Source organism: Pseudoalteromonas denitrificans DSM 6059 (assembly GCF_900112265.1).
GTDB lineage: Bacteria > Pseudomonadota > Gammaproteobacteria > Enterobacterales > Alteromonadaceae > Pseudoalteromonas > Pseudoalteromonas denitrificans.
In genome coordinates, this window is the sequence record NZ_FOLO01000009.1 from 22,773 (window position 1) to 41,577 (window position 18,805).

Consider the following 18,805-nt stretch of genomic DNA (forward strand, 5'->3'; position numbering starts at 1 on the left):
TGACTTTTATTTGTATTAAGTTAAAAACTGAGCTGAATGAGTTGGGTATAATGTGCTTTTTACTTTTGGTCTCTTCCATAAAATATACATTGGTAAAATGGACAGGATCAACAAAGCTAATTGCTCTGGTTCATTTAACGGCAGTAATTGTAATAATGATACTAAAATGGCAGATCCAGTCATTTGAATAAACCCTAATAATGCTGAAGCTGTGCCTGCATTTTTACCAAAAGGAAGCAAGGCTTGACCTGCGCATGTACCCATAAGTAATGACCCCCCTATTGAACTGAACATTATTGGTAACATAAAACCAATAGGATGATGCCACTCTCGTAAAGCAAACATTAATAGGCCTGATAAGAATAATATAATCATGCCTAGCTCTATTGTTTTTCTGACGCCAAATTTCATCAAGACCTTAGGAGTGAAAAAACAAGCCGCTATGCTTATTGTTGCATTTAAACTAAACCAAAATACAAACTCTTGCTGACTTTGCTCTAAATTAATTATCAGCCATGCTGGAGAGCTGCTTACATAAGCAATAATAATTGCCATAGTAAGCATGACCAAAATTGAATTGAATAAAAATATAGGATGTTTAACGATAGAGAAGAAACGACTCATGGATATTAAACTTACATCTTGTTGTGTATTATTTGGACGTGTTTCAGATAAGAAAAAGGCAATGATGAAGCCTGCACAAACTCCATAGGCAGTCATTACTTCAAATGTGCTACGCCAACCAAATAGCTCAGTTAAAGCATGACCAAGTATTGGTGCAAGTGCTGGAATGCAATAAATTGCACTATTAAGATAGCTAAAAACAACACCACTTTGTAGCGGATCATATTTATCTCTGACACAGGCAAAGGCGGTTACTATAATAGCGCAAGTACCAAAACCTTGTATCATTCTACAAACTATAAAAAACTCAAAACTGGTCGAAAAAGCTGATAAAGCTGAAGAGATACAGTAAATTATAATGCCCCAAATAGCGATTGGACGTCTACCATATCTGTCTGCTAAGGGCCCACTCAGTAATTGGCCTATACCCATAGTTAGAAGAAATAGGGTAATACTCCATTGCATTCTACTAAGAGGTACTGAAAAATCGTGCGCCATTATAGGTATAGCAGGTAGAAATATATCTACTGCTAATGGGCTATAAATAACCATTAACATCAATAATGCGAGAAGGGCTTTATTAGTCATTTACATCTCCAAAGGTAATTCAAGGGCAGTATATGACATTAGAGATATGAGCAGAAATGAACTATTATTCTTTCAGTTATTCCAAAAGTGGATGTGCATGATGAATAAATTAGATTTAAATTTATTGAAAGTATTAGAGGTGTTACTTGAAGAGCGTAATGTTACAGCAGCAGCGAGTCGTTTAAATTTGACTCAGTCGGCAGTGAGTAAACATTTGGCCAGATTAAGAGAGATGTTTTCAGATGCTTTATTTGAAAGAATGGCTCAAGGGTTAAAACCTACGCCCAGAGCACTCGAACTGGCACCGCAATTAAGGCACATTATTCAGCAACTAGAGCAGTTAACGAGGCCTGCCGCATTTGAACCTTCCTTAAGCCAACGTCAGTTTCATATTCATATGTTGGATACGGCATACTCATTAACGTTTCCTTTTTTTATGCGTCATTTATTAGCACAAGCGCCTAATGTTCGTTTAAAGACTCAAAGCTGGAATAATAAAAGTTTAGATAAGTTACTTAAGTGTGAAATTGATATGGGCATTGCTTGTAGAGAATGGGATAAGCGCTCGCCAATTCATATGAAACATATTCCGCCAGAACTTAATCATGTGGAACTGATGCGTGAACACTCTTTGTGCTTGGTAAGAGAAGATCATCCAGCATTAAGCGGTCAGTGGGATCTTGATACTTTTTTGCGATATCGTCATATTCATGTTTCTTTTGGTGGTGTAGCACATTGGTTGCTTGATGATGTATTGAAGGCCAATAATCTTCATCGTGACATTGCGATTGATATGCCTGACTTTCATAGTGGAATGAGCTTATGCGAGCAAAGTGACTTAATTTTATGTGCGCCATCTCGTTTTGTTGAAAAGTTAGCTGAAAGCTTTAAATTAAAAGTGCTCGAAATTCCTGTTAAATTTGAGGCAGGTGCTTATGTGCTTCTTTGGCATAAACACTTCGAACAAGACTCTGGGCATCGTTGGTTACGTGAACTTATTATCAATGGCGTTGATGGACAAAATTAAGTAAAAAAGGGTTTGCATATAAAACAAACCCTGAGTTTATGACAATTAAATTACGGAATTAAAATTTAATTGTAGTTTGTAAATAATACTGGCGGCCTAACAAGTCATACGTACCCCTAATTGTACCAGAAGAGTTATCAACACCTGATATATAAGGTGGTTGCTTATCTGCTAAATTACGAATACCAGCTGCAAACGTAAACATATCGAGATGATAAACACCTTGTACATCATGATACGTATATGCTGGTGCAATATTTACTAAGTTAGTATCATTTGGTATTAAGTTTTCTGTTTCATCAATATAACGTGCAGTCCATGATAATGACCACTCATCTTGGCTATATCGGGCTGTAAAGTTACTTTTGATTTGATTAAAGGTACCTATACCTGCATTTATAGGGTCATTGCCGTAGAAACCGACTAATTCAGTAGGCGCTATTCCTGAGGCTTCAATTCTTTCAAGTTTAGAAGCGTAAGTACCTTCTAGGTTAAAATTAAATTCTCCCCCTAATGCCTCAACAGAATAGTCAATATCAAAATCAACACCTGAAGTTGTTAGCACTGAAAGGTTTTGTGTTGTTCTACGAATTCCTTTTAGTGAGCCACCTGCATCACGTCTAAATGATGTTGGTGAAGCCGGTAATCCATATTCCGCAGCCCCTTCCATATAAGCACATAAAGGAGAGGAGAAATTTGAACTGCCATAACACTGTGCTGCTATGGTTGTCGCACTTAAAGAAGCAATGACATTTTCAATTTCAATATCATAATAATCTAATGTAATCGTTAAATTATCTACAAAGCTAGGTGAATAAACCATGCCTATTAAGTTCGAGGTAGATTTTTCAGGTTGTACTTCGGTATTACCGCCAGTCCATGCACCCGTTTGAGCATCGGGTTGCTCCCAACCAAAGGCTAATCCATCAGCCTGACAGTTTGCAATGATGTTAGCATCTGATGACGCTGAAAATGAGTGACAAGGATCAGTATGATTATCAGCACTTTCTTCTTGAGGGTCTAATAAATCTCTTATAGTGGGAACGCGGAAACCATCCGAGTTGCTGGCGCGTAGTAATAGACCATCAACAGGGCGCCATTCAATGCCAATTTTTGACGTTGTTTCTGCTTTATCTATAATATTCACATCGGTTCGGCGAATAGCGCCGGATATATCTAAACGTTTAGCAAAAGGTAAGTCTGCAAGTACAGGTAAATTAACTTCTGCATAATATGATGTTGTATTATAAGCCCCCTGAGTAGCATCAGCCGTAACGCCATAAACTTCGTTCATAGCGGCAGCACCATCAGGCTTTATAAGTAACTTAGTCGTTAAATATTCATAACCTATAGCCCAAGAAATTGTACCACCCGGCAATTCAAACTCACCTGTATCTCCAGCTAAGTTGACTTGAAATTGAGAGTCATTTTGGCGTTTATAGTCAGATAAAGGCACAATTATCCAATCGAGTTGATCTTGTGTTAAGGAATCAGGTAATAAAGGATTCCATAAACCAACTTGGCTACATTCTGAGTTGCCAGCACACCCTTGAGGGTCTAATAATAAGCCTGTTCTAAGTTGATTTACACGACCACCTTGGTCTGTTAATTCTTTCCATTGGTTGTTTGTGTAAGAGGCATTCCATGCCCAAGTATTTTGAAATTCACCATTAAAGCCTAGTGAATATGAGTATTGATCTACTTCACGACTCCAAGAGCGACCACCTGTCTCTACTAATCTTCTTCTGACGTTAATATCACGACCAAATGGATTATCTGGATGATCTACTGACATTTCTGGTTGCCAAAACGTGCCTACAGGTGCCATTTTCTGGTTAGAAATACGGTTTGTATAGTTAAACTCTGAACTAAACCTAGCGGTCGTAAAACCTTCATCAATTAAATCATAATTCATAGCAGTAAAAAAATTATGTTTTTTAAGTGGTTGATATAAAATACTTACTTCAGAGTGATTATAACCATCGGTTGGCTCAGAAAAAGCTCTGTATGAATTACCATCTAGAACCTGTAGCCCACTTATATCAGGCAAGCCATCGGTTGCTTGAAATGAAAAACTGGCAGGGTGGGAAAATGTAGAGCCACCACATTCGAGTTTTCGATCTGCCCCTGTACCTACCTCTTTTGGTACACATGAGCTGAATTTACGGTCTTTTCCGTAAATAGTATCACGCTCTTCAAAACCCCCTGAGAAAACGATATTACCTTTATCAAATTCAACTCCGCCAACAAAACCAGCAGTTGAAGTTGTACCATCCCCCTCTGACGTTTCTTGATGTTGTGCCGAAAATTCTAGACCTGTATAGCTGGTATAAGTAACAAAGTTCATTACACCTGCAATTGCATCTGAGCCATATATTGCTGAAGCACCATCACGTACTACTTCAACACGCTCAACAGCAGCCATAGGTATACTAGTGATGTCGTTTCTATAACGTTTACCATTTAACAATACAAGCGTTCTTGAAGAACCTAATCCTCGAAAACTAACCTGTACTTCACCGGTTCCTGCGTTATTTATATTACTACCATATTGACGTCCATTCATTATAGGTAAGGATTGCACAAATTGTTCTAATGTTGGTGCACCAGATGCTTTAATATCGGCAGCAGTAAAAACGGACACTGGTACTGATGACTCTAGATCTGAGCGTTTAATTCTAGATCCTGTTACTTCAATTCGCTCAACTTCTTGGGCACCTATTTCTTGCGCTGCAATTGCATTTAAAGAAAATCCGCTTAATATTATAGAGCTAATCGCAATGCTCAATGATGAATGTTTAAATCTTTTCACTTGTAATTCTCCTTTGATTATATCTTTGTGCTCAGTTAAATAACTCTTTTTGGTATTTTTTTGAGCAAGCACAAATACAAACTAAAAGTTGTAACATCAAATAACTACAACAGATCCTTAGGCGGTAGGCTTATTTGCATGAGAGGCGAGGTTTATGAGACGAAGAGATTGAACCTTATATAGTGAATTAATTTAATGTCCGGAATTAGTTGACCACTACAAGCTGATAGTTCGCATTTGAATAAAGGTGTGGGATGAACTTGATTATAATTTTTACGGACTTCTATTTGTTATTGAGAAAATTTTACTTAAATCTTTCCTATAAAATAATGATACTACTTTAAAATTTTAAACCTGTATTTTAAAGTAGTACCGATAGAGATTTACTTTAAATATTTATTAAGAAATGTGACATAGGCATTTGAAGCTGTAATGCGGTTGGCTTTTTTAGTAAAACCATGGCCTTCATCATTAAATAATACATATTCTACTGGTACATTATTTGCCTTTACTGCCTCAACAAGTTCATCACTTTCAACTTGCAATACTCTTGGATCATTAGCACCTTGAACCACCATTAATGGCTTGGTGATGTTTTTTGCGTGAAATAGCGGGGAAATACGACGGTGACGTTTTCCATCTGTTGCAGGGTCGCCCATTTCATCATAAAGTGATTTTTTGAAACTTTCCCACCAAGGTGGAATTGAAGTAAGGGTTCTTACCCAGTTAGTAACACCAAAAATATTAACTCCCACTTTAAATTCTTCTGGTTCAAAAGCCAATGCAGCGGCTGTCATGTAGCCGCCATAACTACCACCCATAATGCCAATTTTGTCAGCATTAACCCAATCTAAACTTTGTAAATATTTTTTACTCCAAACAATATCTTGTAAATCGTCTTCACCGTGTTTTTTATCATCAAGATGATTAAATGTTTTACCGTAACCTGAGCTGCCACGGTTATTAACGGCAAATACAGCATAACCTTGATTTACCAAATGCTGTTTCATTGCGCTATATCCTGTACGGCTTTGGCCTCCAGGGCCGCCATGGACAAAAACAACTGCTGGTACTTTGTTTGTTTCACTGGCTTGTTTTGGTTTATAAAGCACGCCAGGCACTTCTAAACCATCAAAACTCTTGAATCGCGCTATGGTACTTTGTACTAAATTAGCAGAGTTGATTTTGGGGCTTAATGATGAGGTAAGTTTTTGTATTTTGCTACTACCAACAGTCCAACTATATAGGTTGTTAGGTGAAGTATCTGAGTTTAAATAAAATGATATATGAGATTCATCGGCTGAAAAATTGACGCTACTTAAGCTACCGGCTGGTAGATTTGGCATATTTAAAGCCTGATTAGAGTGTGTATCAATAATACTTACTTTGGCGCTTGAGTCTTCATTAACAATTTTAACTCTATACTTTCCTGATTTTGAAAAATAAATTGTATTAATATCCCAATCATCTTTTAAATATTCACTATGCAGCCCGCTTTTAAGGTTGTAACGCCATACTTGGCTAAATTCACCTTGGCCATTGGTTGTGTAATATAAGTCTTTATTATCACTAGAGAATGTATTGGCAAATATTTGGGCCTCAGATTTAAAATCAGAGATAAGTTTAGGTTTTGCGTTTTTTTTGTTGAGATCAAGTAAATAAATATCACTGTCTTTATTGGAATTTGATTTACCTAATGCTAAAAATGCATCGTTTGGACTAATGCTTTGAACATTTAAACCAGTATTATTTTGATAAACAAGCTTTCGTTTATAGGTTTTAGCATCGTAACGATATAAATCCATAAATTTTGCATCGCGCTCATTGGTTGATACATAAAATGATTTCTCATTATCACTGAAGCCGTTAAAACTTGCTCGTACGTTATCGCCAGGTGTTAAATCGGTAATAGTGCCATTGGGTGTTTGTACATAAAGATGGAATAGCTCATTACCACCTTGATCTCGTGTCAACAATATACGCTCATCGTTTGGAAAGTAACGCACAGGGTAAGTGGTGTCTGTTGATTCAGTTAATTGAATTTTTTGTCCATTTTTTACATCTATAGAATATAAATTAAAAATGCCAGTTTCATCTGAACTTACAAGAATACGTTGTCCATCATGAGAGAATGAACTGCCCATGATGCTAGTGGTATCAAAAAAAGTTTCTGCAGAATAATGTTCAAATTGAGTTTGATTTTTAACGATTGCAGTACTTGATTTTGGTGATATATTTGAAGTGCTATTACATCCTGCAACAGCAAGTGTCATAGCTGAAAATAAAATTGTTCTTTTGAGCATTTTACATTCCTTTTATGGGGTTATTATATGTGTTTTATTTATACTCATTAACTAATCAAATAATTGCAATAGCATAAAAGTTTGGATATGTAACAGTATGTTTCTATATGTGGTACTTTAGTGGAGGGTAATAAAAATAACTTCTTACTACGCTTTGGTTAATTTCTGAGCTCTTCCATTTCATCAATGATTTCTTCAAGTTTTTTGATGGTATTGCCATAAACCAAATCTAAATCTGCGCGATATAGTGCTTTTGCAAAAAAAGCTAATATTAAGGAAAAAAACAAAACGATTAATACAACAAAAAGAGGTGTGTCAAATAAGAGTAAAGCATTTGGAAAGTCAGCTGCCAAAAATTGCATTAATTGGCTACCTGGATCACTGACTCTAAATTGAATGCAAATGCTTAAAAAAAGTAATGGATAAAAAAAACGATAAATCCTAGTGTAATGATCCATTTGGTTATGAATCCACACATGAAAAGACTTTAGATATTGGTAACTACTATCTGATTTATCAAGTTTAGTGAAAAGAGTTAACTCATTTTTACCTTGCCATATTAAAGTCATAACGAGAAAAAAAATAAATGCGCCTAAAAAGGGAAAACCAAAAACTGATAATGCCGTTAATATTATTCCAGCTCCTATCAACAATGCCCATAGATTGATAATAAACATGCGATGAAACTTATCAACGATATTTTTTGATTTTTGCGCATAAAGATTGTTAATTTTGGGGGTTAGTAAATCGTGATCTTGCATAAAACCTTGTTTCCAAATTGTTTCTATTGAATCTTTCATGTATCACTCTCAATTTTTAAAAGTTGGTTGAGTCGGTGTTTAATGCGTTTTATTCTGACACCAATATTATTACGATTAGTCCCAATTATGTCGGCTATTTCTTGATATGGTCGCTCTTCTAAGTAAAGCAAAATAACAGCTCTATCTAGTTCAGAGAGTTTTTTTATAGCAGAATATAATTGGTTTATTGCATCATCTGAAAATGCCTGACTATCGTCTATAGCCTCATCGGGTAAAGAGTCGGATGCAAAGCTTTGATTGTCTTTCTTTTTTAAATACGTTAAACAAACATTAAGTGACAATCTATAAATCCAGGTTGACCATTGAGACGCTTGATTAAAGTTGTCTTTACTTCGCCAAATTTGCAAACAAACCTCTTGGTAATAATCTTCAAAATCTTGCTGACTATTGGTATATGCTCGGCATATTTTTATAATGATAGCAGCGTAAGGTAAAATATATGTAGTGTAAAAATCACTCCCCATGTAATTTTGAAATCCTATTTTTTGTTATTATTTTTATAGTTAGTGGCTGTAAAACTGTGATTATTACACTCAGAGTAAAAATTTATGAGTTTTTAAATATTTTAATGTGAAAAATGAGAGCTAATTATTCTGACTGTACTTATGATTTTAATTGATAAAGAATCTTTTTTACCATAAAGAAACATCTAAAATTCGTATTGTGCATTCATGCTTATTATTTCACCGTTTGTCATTAAAGTTACTTTCTTGTTTCGCTATTAGCTGATACTTGCTGTAACCACATAATTCATTTAATGATTACATAGAGATTTAAAGGGGAATCATATGACAAGTATAAATGCAGATCTTGAACAACAAAATAGTATTCATTTTTTAAAACATACAGGTTTTATACGTCGTAGTGCTGCATTTATAATTGATGGCATTATGCTAAGTGTGCTCCTCTCAATTTTATTTTCTATGTTTTATGGTAATTCAGACTGGTTAGCGCAGCAAAGTGAATGGAGTATCAATACACTTATTTATGATGAGTTATTGCCTTTAATTTTGGTTGTGATCTTTTGGGTTTATAAGGCGGCGACACCCGGAAAAATGTTTTTAAATTCAAAAGTTGTGGATGCCAAAACAGGTGATAATCTTTCTGTTGGACAATCAATTGTACGGTATATTGGTTATTTTATTTCTGCACTTCCACTGGGACTAGGCTTTATTTGGATTTTAATTGATGATAAAAACCGTGGTTGGCATGATATGTTAGCGGGTAGTGTGGTGATTAGAACACAATAAAATAAAGTGCGTGTAAATTTAAAGTTTACACGCAAGAAATGGAGCTTTTAGCTTCTTTGCTTTAGCTAATACCCATAGCGATAATTAATTTACGCTCTTCAGGGTTTCCTGCTATTTCACGTCTACCATGCATTATTCGTGTATTATCAATTAATATCATATCGCCATTTTTCCAGCTATGTTCAATCGTGAACTTTTCTGCAAGTGTAGCTATTTCTTGTTTTAATTGATCTGTTAATTCATCACCATTTTTAAAAAAGTATCGTGGCTTTTGATAATTAAAAGAGGGGCCTAAAATTGCGTTAGCAAAAGCAAGTTTACCCTCATTTCCTTTTATTAAAGGAGAAAACTCAAGTTTATAATTGAGTTCACCCTGTTCATTTAAACTTGCTGTTTGTCCAGGAATTTGCGACATCATTTGCTTTACGTGTTCTATTGTTACCTGCTCAGGGTTATCTAATAATGGGTGCTCGGAGGCGATATATCGTTTCCATAAAACTTCAGGTAAAGTACGTTCTACAGTGATAGGTTCATTAAAAAGCGCTTTTAATTCAGGAGTCATAGCATTAAAAATTTGCTGTCCATCACATAAAGTTGTTTGTGAGCCTTGCTGTGCACTTTTTTGACTGTAAAAAGCAATGACATCTGGTGGGAAGGGCGTATTACCATTTTCTATATGTAGGCCTATTGCGGATGTACCAGCATCTACTTTTTGGCTCATATTATTTGAAAAGTCACGTGCGGGATCAAAAGTTAATTTATTACAAAAATTATTAAATAGCTGCGCGAAGCTTGTTAAATTGTGTTCAAAGTCACGTAATAAAGCCCAACCTTGAGAATGTAATTGCTTTTTAGCTTGTAAAATTACCTCTGGAGTTATGTGTTTGTTATGTAATTGGCCATCTATGGTTTGGTCATTCATAAAAGATAAATTCTTCATCGGGTTCACCTAAATGATTTATAATTACTGTTAGTCAGTTTGATAAATCCAGTGTGGTCTATTTTTCTTAACGTTAACTTAAGGCAAGGTTATTATTTTTAGTAATCTGTGATGAAGTTTTCGTGCCTTTTGATGGGCATTTTTTAAGAGGCATGTATAGAACTAATAAAAAAGTTTGTTGAATGCATATTTATAAAGCTGTGTTGTCGTTAATTTCAGTCGTTATGTTTTGGGCTATAGATAAACTTAGGGTCAAATTCTAAATTTATCTATAGCCCTTTAAAAATCAGATTTTCATAGCCTTAGTACAGTTGTATGGTATTGAGGCACTTATAAGCCATTGTGATATTGAATATTTGTTTTGTGCTCAACCATGGCATCAAGTGCGTTTTGCACTGCCGGTTCCCCTTGTAACAGTTGTTCAAAGTGTTTTATTAACTGTGTTTTATTGGGCGACTCTTTATCACCAGCGCCAATGTTTGTTAAATCAATCATAAAGTTATCAAATAAATGAGAAAGATCACTGATGATCTCCATATTTAAGAACTGATCTTGATTATAAATACTAGGGTAACCGGCTTTTTGCTTATCAATGGCAAAAGAGTCACCTTTTAAGTTAGTGATACTGGTAGATTTATCACATGACAACATACAACCATTATCAATACGCGGTTTTTCACAACCAACACTTTGTTGGAAGAAACACTGCCTGCTGACCATTAATAAAATTGGATGATAAATACTGTACATCATTTTAAAGTTTTCAGGGCGAGCAATATTTTGTATTTGTTGTCGGTTTATTTCGTTTGAAATAAATGCACCGCTACAATCAAAGGTTTCTTTCATTGCAAGGAGTGCATAAGAGTTTGTGATATTTAAAAATGGACCTGCTATCCATTTGATACCTAGCTTATGCGCCTCAAAAGCGATGCCTGTATTGTTAGTTACAATCAGTTCAGGTTTTACTTGTTGCAAAATATTGAGTGCTACGTCGTAATCTTTACCAATGAGTACAGATGGGAACCAAGGTATCAGCCTTGGGTTTTGTTTTAAGAAGTCAACATATTTAGTACAACCACGTTTGTAAGCATCTGGTAGTTTAAAATAAATATCTGCATCAGTTGTATCTGCTAATTTCACATCAACTTCATCACAAATTAGAATTGATAATTTAGTTCCTGACTCAGTTTTTTCATGTTTAACTAATTTTGGCAATGTCACTTCAGCGACAATTTCTTGAGATTCATTCAATAAAGCCGATACTTTATTTTTAATCTGCGTAAGCTCTTTATAAGTAATGCATAAACCTGGCTCTAATTCATCAGTATTAATAGGTTGTAAGTTGTAGCCCGCATTATTTAAGCTTTTAAATCTGTGCGCTAATAGTTCAGCATCAAAATTAACTTTATCACTTTGTCTTAATTCAGAGTCTGATATAACAACATAAGTTTGTTGTTCAATCGAAAAGCCTTCAGTTGTGGCCGTCAAAGTTAATGGCTTACCTGCTTCACCTGAAAAACTTAATGTAAGCGGTACTTTTTCAATGCTTAGATGTTTTATTTTGTCATCTACAGTGGCATTAATAATGTTTTTTTCTTGATGAAGTTCTTGCTTGGCATCAAAAATTTGCACAACTGAAATTGCATTACTTTTATTGATTGCGTGATCTTTTGAGTTATCGCGCGGATTATCAATAAACATTGATTGGTTTAAATCGCCTTTTAAAAATGAATTAGTAAAGTCACGATTAAATACTTTATATAAACGTTCGCCATCTTCTAATAATTCGCCCGTTTTTAAAAAGCCATCAATTTGTTTTCTAAAGCTATCAATTACTGTATGTACGTAACTTGAACCTTTAATACGTCCTTCAACTTTAAAAGAATGCACACCGGCTTCGATTAATGCCGGTAAATCAAAAAACGCAGAATTGTCTTTTATGTTTAAAGGGAAGTTGTTACCTGATTCTGTGGTTTCATATTCTTCCCTACAGGCTTGACTACAACGACCACGGTTACCTGAATTACCTACACTCGCAGACGTTGAGTAACATAAACCTGAGAAGGCAACACATAATGAACCATGTACAAATACTTCCGTTAATGTGTCATGTTCACGACCAACTGCGGTTAAGGCTGTGATTTCTTTTAAGTTTAACTCTCTAGATAAGTTAACACGTGATGCACCTAACTTTTTCAAAAATGGAATTTGGCCAGCATTATGTGTTGTTAATTGTGTTGAAGCATGAATATCTAACGTTGGGAAATGTTTAGTAAGCAGATTAAACATACCAAGATCTTGAACAATGACACCATCTAAAGTGGTATTAACTAATTTGTTTAATAACTTAGTAAGTGTTTTAAATTCTCTTTCAAGAATAACAATATTCAGTGTTAGAAAAATTTGACATTCATACTGGTGTGCAAGTCGTATAATTCCAATTAGTTCATCAAAAGAAATATTAGATGCGCGATTACGGGCATTAAAGGTATCTAAACCGCAATAAACGGCATCGGCACCAGCTATAATCGCTGCTTTAATTGCATCGACATCGCCACCAGGCGCTAATAATTCAATTTCAGGATTCATGTTTACAACTTGTATCTGTTAAATTTAAAGGAGGGGATTTTACATACATCTTTGTACTATGAACATAATTAAAGTGTATTATTAGTACATATAAAGCCAAAGCAAAAATTAAAATGAAAGAACCTGCTGATTTACCAATACTTTATTCATTAAGAAATTGTCCTTATGCAATGCGTGCTAGGTTTGGTATTTTTAAATCTAAACAGCAGGTTATTTTGCGAGATATTGTTTTAAGTAATAAACCAGATGAGATGATTGCTGCATCAGCAAAAGGTGAGGTGCCTACATTAGTCGTTTCACCTTCATTAGTAATAGATCAAAGCTTAGAGGTGATGCTTTGGGCTTTAAATAAAAGTGATCCAAATGATCTTTTACATAGTCATAATGAATCAATATTACCTGAAATGCTAAAATTGATAGAAGATTTTGATATTGGTTTTAAAGTCGCTTTTGATAAATATAGTGCAGCGAAGCGCTATCATGATGACAATGTCGAACAGTATCGCCAGGATTGTGAAGTTTACATTAATGATTTAGAACAAAGACTAAATAAATATGATTTTCTAATGTCAGAAAATGAAAGTTTAGCGGATATCGCATTAATATCATTTATTCGTAAATTTGCCAGAGTTGAGCGCAAGTGGTATTTACAATCACCTTATCCAAAAGTGAGAGCTTGGCTTAATAGCTATTTACAAAGTGCATTGTTTTCTAAAGTAATGAAAGAATATCCATTATGGTTAGAATCAAAAGAAATGATTATTTTTGGCGATAAGTAACCACATTGCTTTAGTTCTCACATTTGCGCTTATATATAAGCAGCAGTATCATGATATTTTTTGCATCTATTAAGTTTTAAATGTTATTACCTTTGGTTACTCATCCTGAATATAGTTATGCCTTTCCTGAAAAACATCGTTTTCCAATGCAAAAATTTAACTTGTTGCATCAATATTTAAAACAAAAAGGCATTGCGACTTCAAGTAATACGTTTAGGCCAGGCAGTGCCAAAATGGCACTTTTAGAAAATGCGCATTGCCCCGATTATTTATCACGCTTTGTTAATAACCAACTTACAGATAAAGAAGTACGCAGAATGGGCCTGCCTTGGAGTGAAGGATTATTACGCCGCACTCTTATCTCCCCTGTTGGCACTACTTTAGCTTGCCAATTAGCATTAAAAAGTGGGATTGCATGCCATTTAGCTGGTGGTACTCATCATGCGCATTATGATTTTGCATCAGGTTTTTGTATTTTGAATGATTTGGCAATCGCTGCCAATACACTTATTACCCAAGGACAAGTAAAAAAGGTGTTAATTTTTGATGTGGATGTTCATCAAGGTGACGGTACGGCGCGTATCTTAGAGAATAACGATAAAGTATTTACTTGCTCAGTGCATTGTGAAAAAAATTTTCCTGCTCGTAAAGCGCAAAGTGATTTAGATATTAATATTCCACGAGATACGGGCACTGATGTGTATTTAAAAATGATGGCTGATGGGTTTGAGCAAGCTTTAACTTTGAGTAAACCTGATTTTGTTATTTATGATGCCGGTGTTGATGTTTTTAGCGATGACCCTTTAGGTTTATTGAATGTCAGTTTAGAGGGGATTAGAGTTCGTGATAATTACATATTAAAGCGTTGCTTAGAGCTTAACATTCCAGTCGCAACCGTTATTGGTGGAGGTTATGATAAAAATGAACAAGCTTTAGCCCAACGTCATGCTATTGCTGTTGAGGAGGCATATAAATTATCACATGAGTTCGGGTAATGTTGGCGTCAGGAAAATAGGTTTATGATATAAACCTTTAAAAAATTAGATTTTTGGAATAGGAAATACATGCGATTAGATGGCAGAATTATTTCATGGAATAACAAAAAAGGGTTTGGTTTTATTGCTCCTAATTGTGGTGGAAAAAATGTATTTATACATAAAAATTCATTAGTGAATAGAGATCGCACCCCTAAATTTCAAGACTCTATTTGTTTTTCAATTCGTAAAGATAATCAAGGTCGTTACTGCGCTTGTGATGTATTGTTTTCAGGTGAGAAATATCAAAAGAGAAAGATTAATAAACAAAATAAATTTACTCTCTTCTTTACTATCACATTTTTTATTGTAATTACCATTGCAGGGTTTCTTGGAAAAGTACCTATTAATTTAATTCATTTTTATTTTGGACTCAGTTTTATTACTTTTATTGTCTATGCGATTGATAAAATTAAGGCACAAAAGGGGAAATGGCGCACTCCAGAAAGTACATTACATATATTAGCCTTAATAGGCGGTTGGCCGGGGGCTACTTTTGCGCAGCAGTTATTACGTCACAAATCTAAAAAACAAGTATTTCAGATAAAATTTTGGTTTTGTGTGCTTACTAATTGTGCCGCATTGGCTTGGCTACTTTCACCTTATGGAATACACACGCTAATATTTATTAGTTTTTATTAAAAAATTTTTAAGCTATCAAAAATAATAAACGGTTGTTTAACCAAACCTTGATTTATATAGATATTTATTTTTAATATGCCCCTATAATGTGGCCTAATTTATTAGTTATTTCTTTTCGGAGTCAATTATGAAAGTTGTTGAAGTCAATCATCCCCTCATTAAACATAAACTTGGCCTAATGCGTGAGGGTGACATTAGTACTAAACGTTTTAGAGAGTTGGCGTCAGAAGTGGGGTGTTTACTGACTTATGAGGCATCTAAAGATTTTGATTTAGAAGCTAAAACCATCAATAGTTGGAATGGTGAAATTGAAGTAGAGCAAATTAAAGGAAAAAAAGTTACTGTGGTGCCTATTTTAAGGGCTGGCCTTGGCATGATGGATGGGGTATTAGAACTTATTCCTAGTGCGCGTATTTCAGTCGTTGGTATGTATCGTAATGAAGAGACTTTAGAACCCGTAGTCTATTTTGAAAAGTTAGTAGGTCAAATTGATGAACGTTTAGCATTGATTATTGATCCTATGTTAGCAACTGGTGGTTCAATGATAGCAACAATTGATTTATTAAAAGAGCGCGGTTGTAAGCAAATTAGGGCATTAGTACTTGTTGCTGCACCTGAGGGGATTGCTGCAATGGAAAAAGCTCACCCTGACGTTGAACTTTATACTGCTTCAGTTGATGACTGTTTAAATGAAGCGGGTTATATTTTACCGGGTTTAGGTGATGCAGGTGACAAAATCTTTGGTACTAAGTAGTTTATAAAAAAGCGAGATCATTGCCCACTTGGCTGGTGGGTTTTCCATAATAAGTTGCGATTAATAAAGTGCGTTGTAATGTGTCATCTATTGAGAGTTTTTGTTTGTCGCATAAACCTTTAACGGCTTTGATGATATTAGGGTAATTTTTAAAATCTATTACTTGTTGTTTGGTTTCTATCTCTATTAAAGCCAGTAAAGCGGTCAGTTCATGATTAGGTAAAGTTAATAAATTTGCATTGGCAAAAAAATAAGCCTCAACTGGTGTTAAGTTTTTACAGTCTCGTTGTAATAAAGCGGCACTTAATGTTTCATTACTTTCAAATAACATCATAGAACGTAAATAATTAAATGGTGGAATATTAAGCGTGTCGGTTTGTTTTTTACCTGCGAGTAAATAGTGAAATACATTTCGTTTTTGTAAATTAGTTTTGTTAAAGTTTTCAGAAATCTGTAATGCAGGGGTAAAAAAGCTTAATGCATCGCTGGTATTAATTTGAGAAATAAGTAATTCTGGTAATCCTTTGCTTTCAATGAATTTAGTCGCAATTTGTTGATAAAACTCAAATACAGATAGTGATTTTTGCCCTTGCTGAAAAGTGAAAGCCAATTGGTCGATATTTTCAAGCTCACTTGATTGCATATAATGCGCTAATAAAGCTTTAAAGTCTTTATTTGTAAGTAAGGTGATCATCGTTTGAATATGTGATTTCATCAAGATATCGTTATTGCACTTAGTTTAAGCTTATTCTAATCGTATCAATCTCTAAATAACAATATTGAATAAGCTCATGTGTAAATTTTATTTTCTTTTAAAGAAATAGAGTTGGGTGTCAATACCAAAAGATGCTTCGCTTAGGGTATAAAAGCCATTACCATCGAGTGCCCAGGCTATTGCTTCTCCTTGAGGCTCTGGAATATATGGTAAACGTTTAGGTTTGCTTTTTAGTAAGGCTTCTATCGATTCATTCGCCGTTTTTTTCCAATAATAAATATTATTATAATCTTTTAAAATTATTTCATTACCATTTGGGGAAATATCTCCAGCAACAATTTTTTGAAAATCTAATACGCCCACTTTTTTCAGGATATTTATTTTGTCTAAGGACTGAGGGTAAGGTGCAATATACATGTGCACTTTCTTTTCGCGTTTAGAAATAATAATAAGATCTTTGGTTTGTGGATCTACCATTAAGGTTTCGGCATCACGCTTACCGTCGGGGTATTGAAAACGAATAATATCTATTTGTTTTTTAGATATTGTATGTACTTTAGGAGTGGTAATGTTACTAACGTCAGGTTCAGGAAAACGATAAATTACTTTTTCATCGTATTGCGCCCTGTTATCGCCAATGTCAGCAACATATAAATAGTTTATGCCAGATTTTGGGCCTACACCTATGCTCATATCCTCCCAATCTCTCGCTTTAATACCTTCTAATATGAAACTCCCTAAATTAACACCTTTAGTTGTCAATAAAAATAATCGATTTATTCCACCACTGTCATTATGTGTCCAATAAGCTTTTGAATTACTTCTGCTAGCTGCTAAACCTGATGCTTCATTGATATCTTTTAACTCTAGTGCGCCTTGTCCAATTGCTTGCTCAAATAAGTTTGTTACTAAAGGAATTGTCTCATTAGCAGCATTAGTATATTTACTTTTATAAATGGCAAAACTGACAATTGCGACTAATAATACTATGCTTATTTTTTTCATTTTATGCAGTTAATCAATAAATTATTTATAAGGTCATTAAATTAGATTTAGAATTTTTATTCAACTTATAATTGTGTTCATTAATTAATGTTTTTTTTATATTCCTTTTTAATTGAGTAAATTTATTAACTGCTCAGAGTTTACTAAACCGATATTAATCGTGCCGTCAGGTAATATTAGTGTTGGGGTGGAACTAATTCCAAACTCGTTTGCTAAAGCCAGCTGTTCTGTAACTGAGTTTTTACAGGTTTGAGAGCTAGTAAACTGATTTTTCATTGCAAGAGTCATATTTTTTTGTGGGTCGTCAGAGCATAAAACAGACACCGTTTTATTAAATGATTTTGAATTTAACCCTGCCCTTGGCAACATTATGTAATTGACTGAAATACCCTTGGCATTTAGCTCAGGAATTTGAGTATGAAAACGTCGACAATATCCGCAATCAATATCAGTAAAGAGTGTTATTGTGTGTTGCGCTTCTGTTGTTGCAGGGAATCGCAATTGCATATTATCTGGTAAGTGTTTTATTTTATTTGCACGGTATTGTTTTTCTTTTGTATCAACAATATTTGTTCTGTTTTGAGTATTAATGACTGGTCCTGCAAAAATATACTTTCCATTGGGACTGGCAAATAATGTTTTTGCTCCTAGGTTTATTTCAATGAGTTGAGAGTCAAAGGGTTTTACCTTTATATTTGATTGCGTATTAAAAATTGCCTTTATTTTGCTGATTGTTTTAGGGTCAATTAAGGGTTTAACTTCATCTTTAGCAACTGTGTCTAATGAAAAAAAGCATAATAATAAAGCAAGCTTGAATAATTTTGGTTTCATAATATAACGCCTTAGGAATGTTCTATCTGTTATATTAGAAATTATCAAATCTTGTTAGTTTATAAATCTAAAAACATCTATAATTATCTAT

At 34.4% G+C, this 18,805-nt stretch carries 16 protein-coding genes; 6 read left to right on the forward strand and 10 right to left on the reverse strand.

Annotated elements, in window-relative coordinates; genetic code table 11:
* Positions 1-15 precede the first annotated feature (15 nt).
* Complete coding sequence (locus tag BM088_RS08045) at positions 16-1,212, reverse strand: multidrug effflux MFS transporter (RefSeq protein WP_091982578.1); 1,197 nt, start codon at positions 1,210-1,212, stop codon at positions 16-18.
* A 97-nt stretch (positions 1,213-1,309) separates the two neighbouring features.
* Here BM088_RS08045 and BM088_RS08050 point away from each other — a divergent pair, with 97 nt between their 5' ends.
* The gene (locus BM088_RS08050) at positions 1,310-2,239 is read left to right on the forward strand and encodes a LysR family transcriptional regulator (protein ID WP_091982580.1); all 930 of its coding nucleotides are present in this window, start codon (positions 1,310-1,312) and stop codon (positions 2,237-2,239) included.
* A 58-nt stretch (positions 2,240-2,297) separates the two neighbouring features.
* Here the strand turns inward: BM088_RS08050 and BM088_RS08055 are convergent, their stop codons facing one another.
* The 4 genes from BM088_RS08055 to BM088_RS08070 form a co-directional block, all read right to left on the reverse strand.
* Positions 2,298-5,051: a TonB-dependent receptor plug domain-containing protein gene (locus BM088_RS08055; protein WP_177207982.1), complete on the reverse strand. Its 2,754-nt coding sequence runs from the start codon at positions 5,049-5,051 to the stop codon at positions 2,298-2,300.
* Between the two features lie 383 nt (positions 5,052-5,434).
* Positions 5,435-7,354, reverse strand: coding sequence for a S9 family peptidase (locus BM088_RS08060; protein WP_091982584.1), 1,920 nt, complete (start codon positions 7,352-7,354; stop codon positions 5,435-5,437).
* A gap of 158 nt (positions 7,355-7,512) precedes the next feature.
* On the reverse strand, positions 7,513-8,154 hold the full coding sequence (locus tag BM088_RS08065) for a hypothetical protein (protein WP_091982585.1): 642 nt from the start codon (positions 8,152-8,154) through the stop codon (positions 7,513-7,515).
* Entirely contained in the window at positions 8,151-8,639 is a 489-nt protein-coding gene (locus BM088_RS08070) for an RNA polymerase sigma factor (RefSeq protein ID WP_091982587.1), read from the reverse strand. Before BM088_RS08070 ends, BM088_RS08065 begins: the two co-directional genes overlap by 4 nt.
* A gap of 324 nt (positions 8,640-8,963) precedes the next feature.
* Here BM088_RS08070 and BM088_RS08075 point away from each other — a divergent pair, with 324 nt between their 5' ends.
* Positions 8,964-9,425 (forward strand): RDD family protein, encoded by a 462-nt coding sequence (locus BM088_RS08075; protein WP_091982589.1) that lies wholly within the window; start codon positions 8,964-8,966, stop codon positions 9,423-9,425.
* A 61-nt stretch (positions 9,426-9,486) separates the two neighbouring features.
* Here the strand turns inward: BM088_RS08075 and BM088_RS08080 are convergent, their stop codons facing one another.
* On the reverse strand, positions 9,487-10,365 hold the full coding sequence (locus BM088_RS08080) for a TauD/TfdA family dioxygenase (protein ID WP_091982591.1): 879 nt from the start codon (positions 10,363-10,365) through the stop codon (positions 9,487-9,489).
* Positions 10,366-10,695: 330 nt separating this feature from the next.
* Positions 10,696-12,954 carry a peptidase U32 family protein gene (locus tag BM088_RS08085; RefSeq protein ID WP_091982593.1) on the reverse strand — a complete coding sequence of 753 codons (2,259 nt, stop codon included), beginning with the start codon at positions 12,952-12,954 and terminating at the stop codon, positions 10,696-10,698.
* A gap of 113 nt (positions 12,955-13,067) precedes the next feature.
* Between BM088_RS08085 and BM088_RS08090 the strand changes: the two genes are divergently transcribed.
* The 4 genes from BM088_RS08090 (at position 13,068) to upp (ending at position 16,163) form a co-directional block, all read left to right on the forward strand.
* Positions 13,068-13,733, forward strand: a complete 666-nt coding sequence (locus tag BM088_RS08090; protein ID WP_091982595.1) for a glutathione S-transferase — start codon at positions 13,068-13,070, stop codon at positions 13,731-13,733.
* An 80-nt stretch (positions 13,734-13,813) separates the two neighbouring features.
* Complete coding sequence (locus BM088_RS08095) at positions 13,814-14,728, forward strand: histone deacetylase family protein (RefSeq protein WP_091982596.1); 915 nt, start codon at positions 13,814-13,816, stop codon at positions 14,726-14,728.
* Positions 14,729-14,797: 69 nt separating this feature from the next.
* A complete protein-coding gene (locus BM088_RS08100; RefSeq protein WP_091982598.1) occupies positions 14,798-15,409 on the forward strand; it encodes a DUF1294 domain-containing protein in 612 nt (203 codons plus the stop codon).
* 127 nt (positions 15,410-15,536) lie between these two features.
* Complete coding sequence (gene upp / locus BM088_RS08105) at positions 15,537-16,163, forward strand: uracil phosphoribosyltransferase (protein WP_091982600.1); 627 nt, start codon at positions 15,537-15,539, stop codon at positions 16,161-16,163.
* A 1-nt stretch (position 16,164) separates the two neighbouring features.
* On the opposite strand, the gene BM088_RS08110 is transcribed toward upp, so the two are convergent.
* From BM088_RS08110 to BM088_RS08120, 3 genes are all read right to left on the reverse strand, one after another.
* Positions 16,165-16,878: a hypothetical protein gene (locus BM088_RS08110; RefSeq protein WP_091982601.1), complete on the reverse strand. Its 714-nt coding sequence runs from the start codon at positions 16,876-16,878 to the stop codon at positions 16,165-16,167.
* An 87-nt stretch (positions 16,879-16,965) separates the two neighbouring features.
* Entirely contained in the window at positions 16,966-17,883 is a 918-nt protein-coding gene (locus BM088_RS08115; protein WP_218156481.1) for a hypothetical protein, read from the reverse strand.
* A gap of 108 nt (positions 17,884-17,991) precedes the next feature.
* The gene (locus BM088_RS08120; protein WP_091982603.1) at positions 17,992-18,714 is read right to left on the reverse strand and encodes a DsbC family protein; all 723 of its coding nucleotides are present in this window, start codon (positions 18,712-18,714) and stop codon (positions 17,992-17,994) included.
* Between the last annotated feature and the right edge of the window lie 91 nt (positions 18,715-18,805).

Bases quoted from the DNA above. Each gene is read 5' to 3' on its own strand.
- BM088_RS08045 (WP_091982578.1), bottom strand. From the start codon at position 1,212: ATGACTAATAAAGCCCTTCTCGCATTATTGATGTTAATGGTTATTTAT.
- BM088_RS08050 (WP_091982580.1), top strand. From the start codon at position 1,310: ATGATGAATAAATTAGATTTAAATTTATTGAAAGTATTAGAGGTGTTA.
- BM088_RS08060 (WP_091982584.1), bottom strand. From the start codon at position 7,354: ATGCTCAAAAGAACAATTTTATTTTCAGCTATGACACTTGCTGTTGCA.
- BM088_RS08065 (WP_091982585.1), bottom strand. From the start codon at position 8,154: ATGAAAGATTCAATAGAAACAATTTGGAAACAAGGTTTTATGCAAGAT.
- BM088_RS08070 (WP_091982587.1), bottom strand. From the start codon at position 8,639: ATGGGGAGTGATTTTTACACTACATATATTTTACCTTACGCTGCTATC.
- BM088_RS08075 (WP_091982589.1), top strand. From the start codon at position 8,964: ATGACAAGTATAAATGCAGATCTTGAACAACAAAATAGTATTCATTTT.
- BM088_RS08080 (WP_091982591.1), bottom strand. From the start codon at position 10,365: ATGAAGAATTTATCTTTTATGAATGACCAAACCATAGATGGCCAATTA.
- BM088_RS08085 (WP_091982593.1), bottom strand. From the start codon at position 12,954: ATGAATCCTGAAATTGAATTATTAGCGCCTGGTGGCGATGTCGATGCA.
- BM088_RS08090 (WP_091982595.1), top strand. From the start codon at position 13,068: ATGAAAGAACCTGCTGATTTACCAATACTTTATTCATTAAGAAATTGT.
- BM088_RS08095 (WP_091982596.1), top strand. From the start codon at position 13,814: ATGTTATTACCTTTGGTTACTCATCCTGAATATAGTTATGCCTTTCCT.
- BM088_RS08100 (WP_091982598.1), top strand. From the start codon at position 14,798: ATGCGATTAGATGGCAGAATTATTTCATGGAATAACAAAAAAGGGTTT.
- upp (WP_091982600.1), top strand. From the start codon at position 15,537: ATGAAAGTTGTTGAAGTCAATCATCCCCTCATTAAACATAAACTTGGC.
- BM088_RS08110 (WP_091982601.1), bottom strand. From the start codon at position 16,878: ATGAAATCACATATTCAAACGATGATCACCTTACTTACAAATAAAGAC.
- BM088_RS08115 (WP_218156481.1), bottom strand. From the start codon at position 17,883: ATGAAAAAAATAAGCATAGTATTATTAGTCGCAATTGTCAGTTTTGCC.
- BM088_RS08120 (WP_091982603.1), bottom strand. From the start codon at position 18,714: ATGAAACCAAAATTATTCAAGCTTGCTTTATTATTATGCTTTTTTTCA.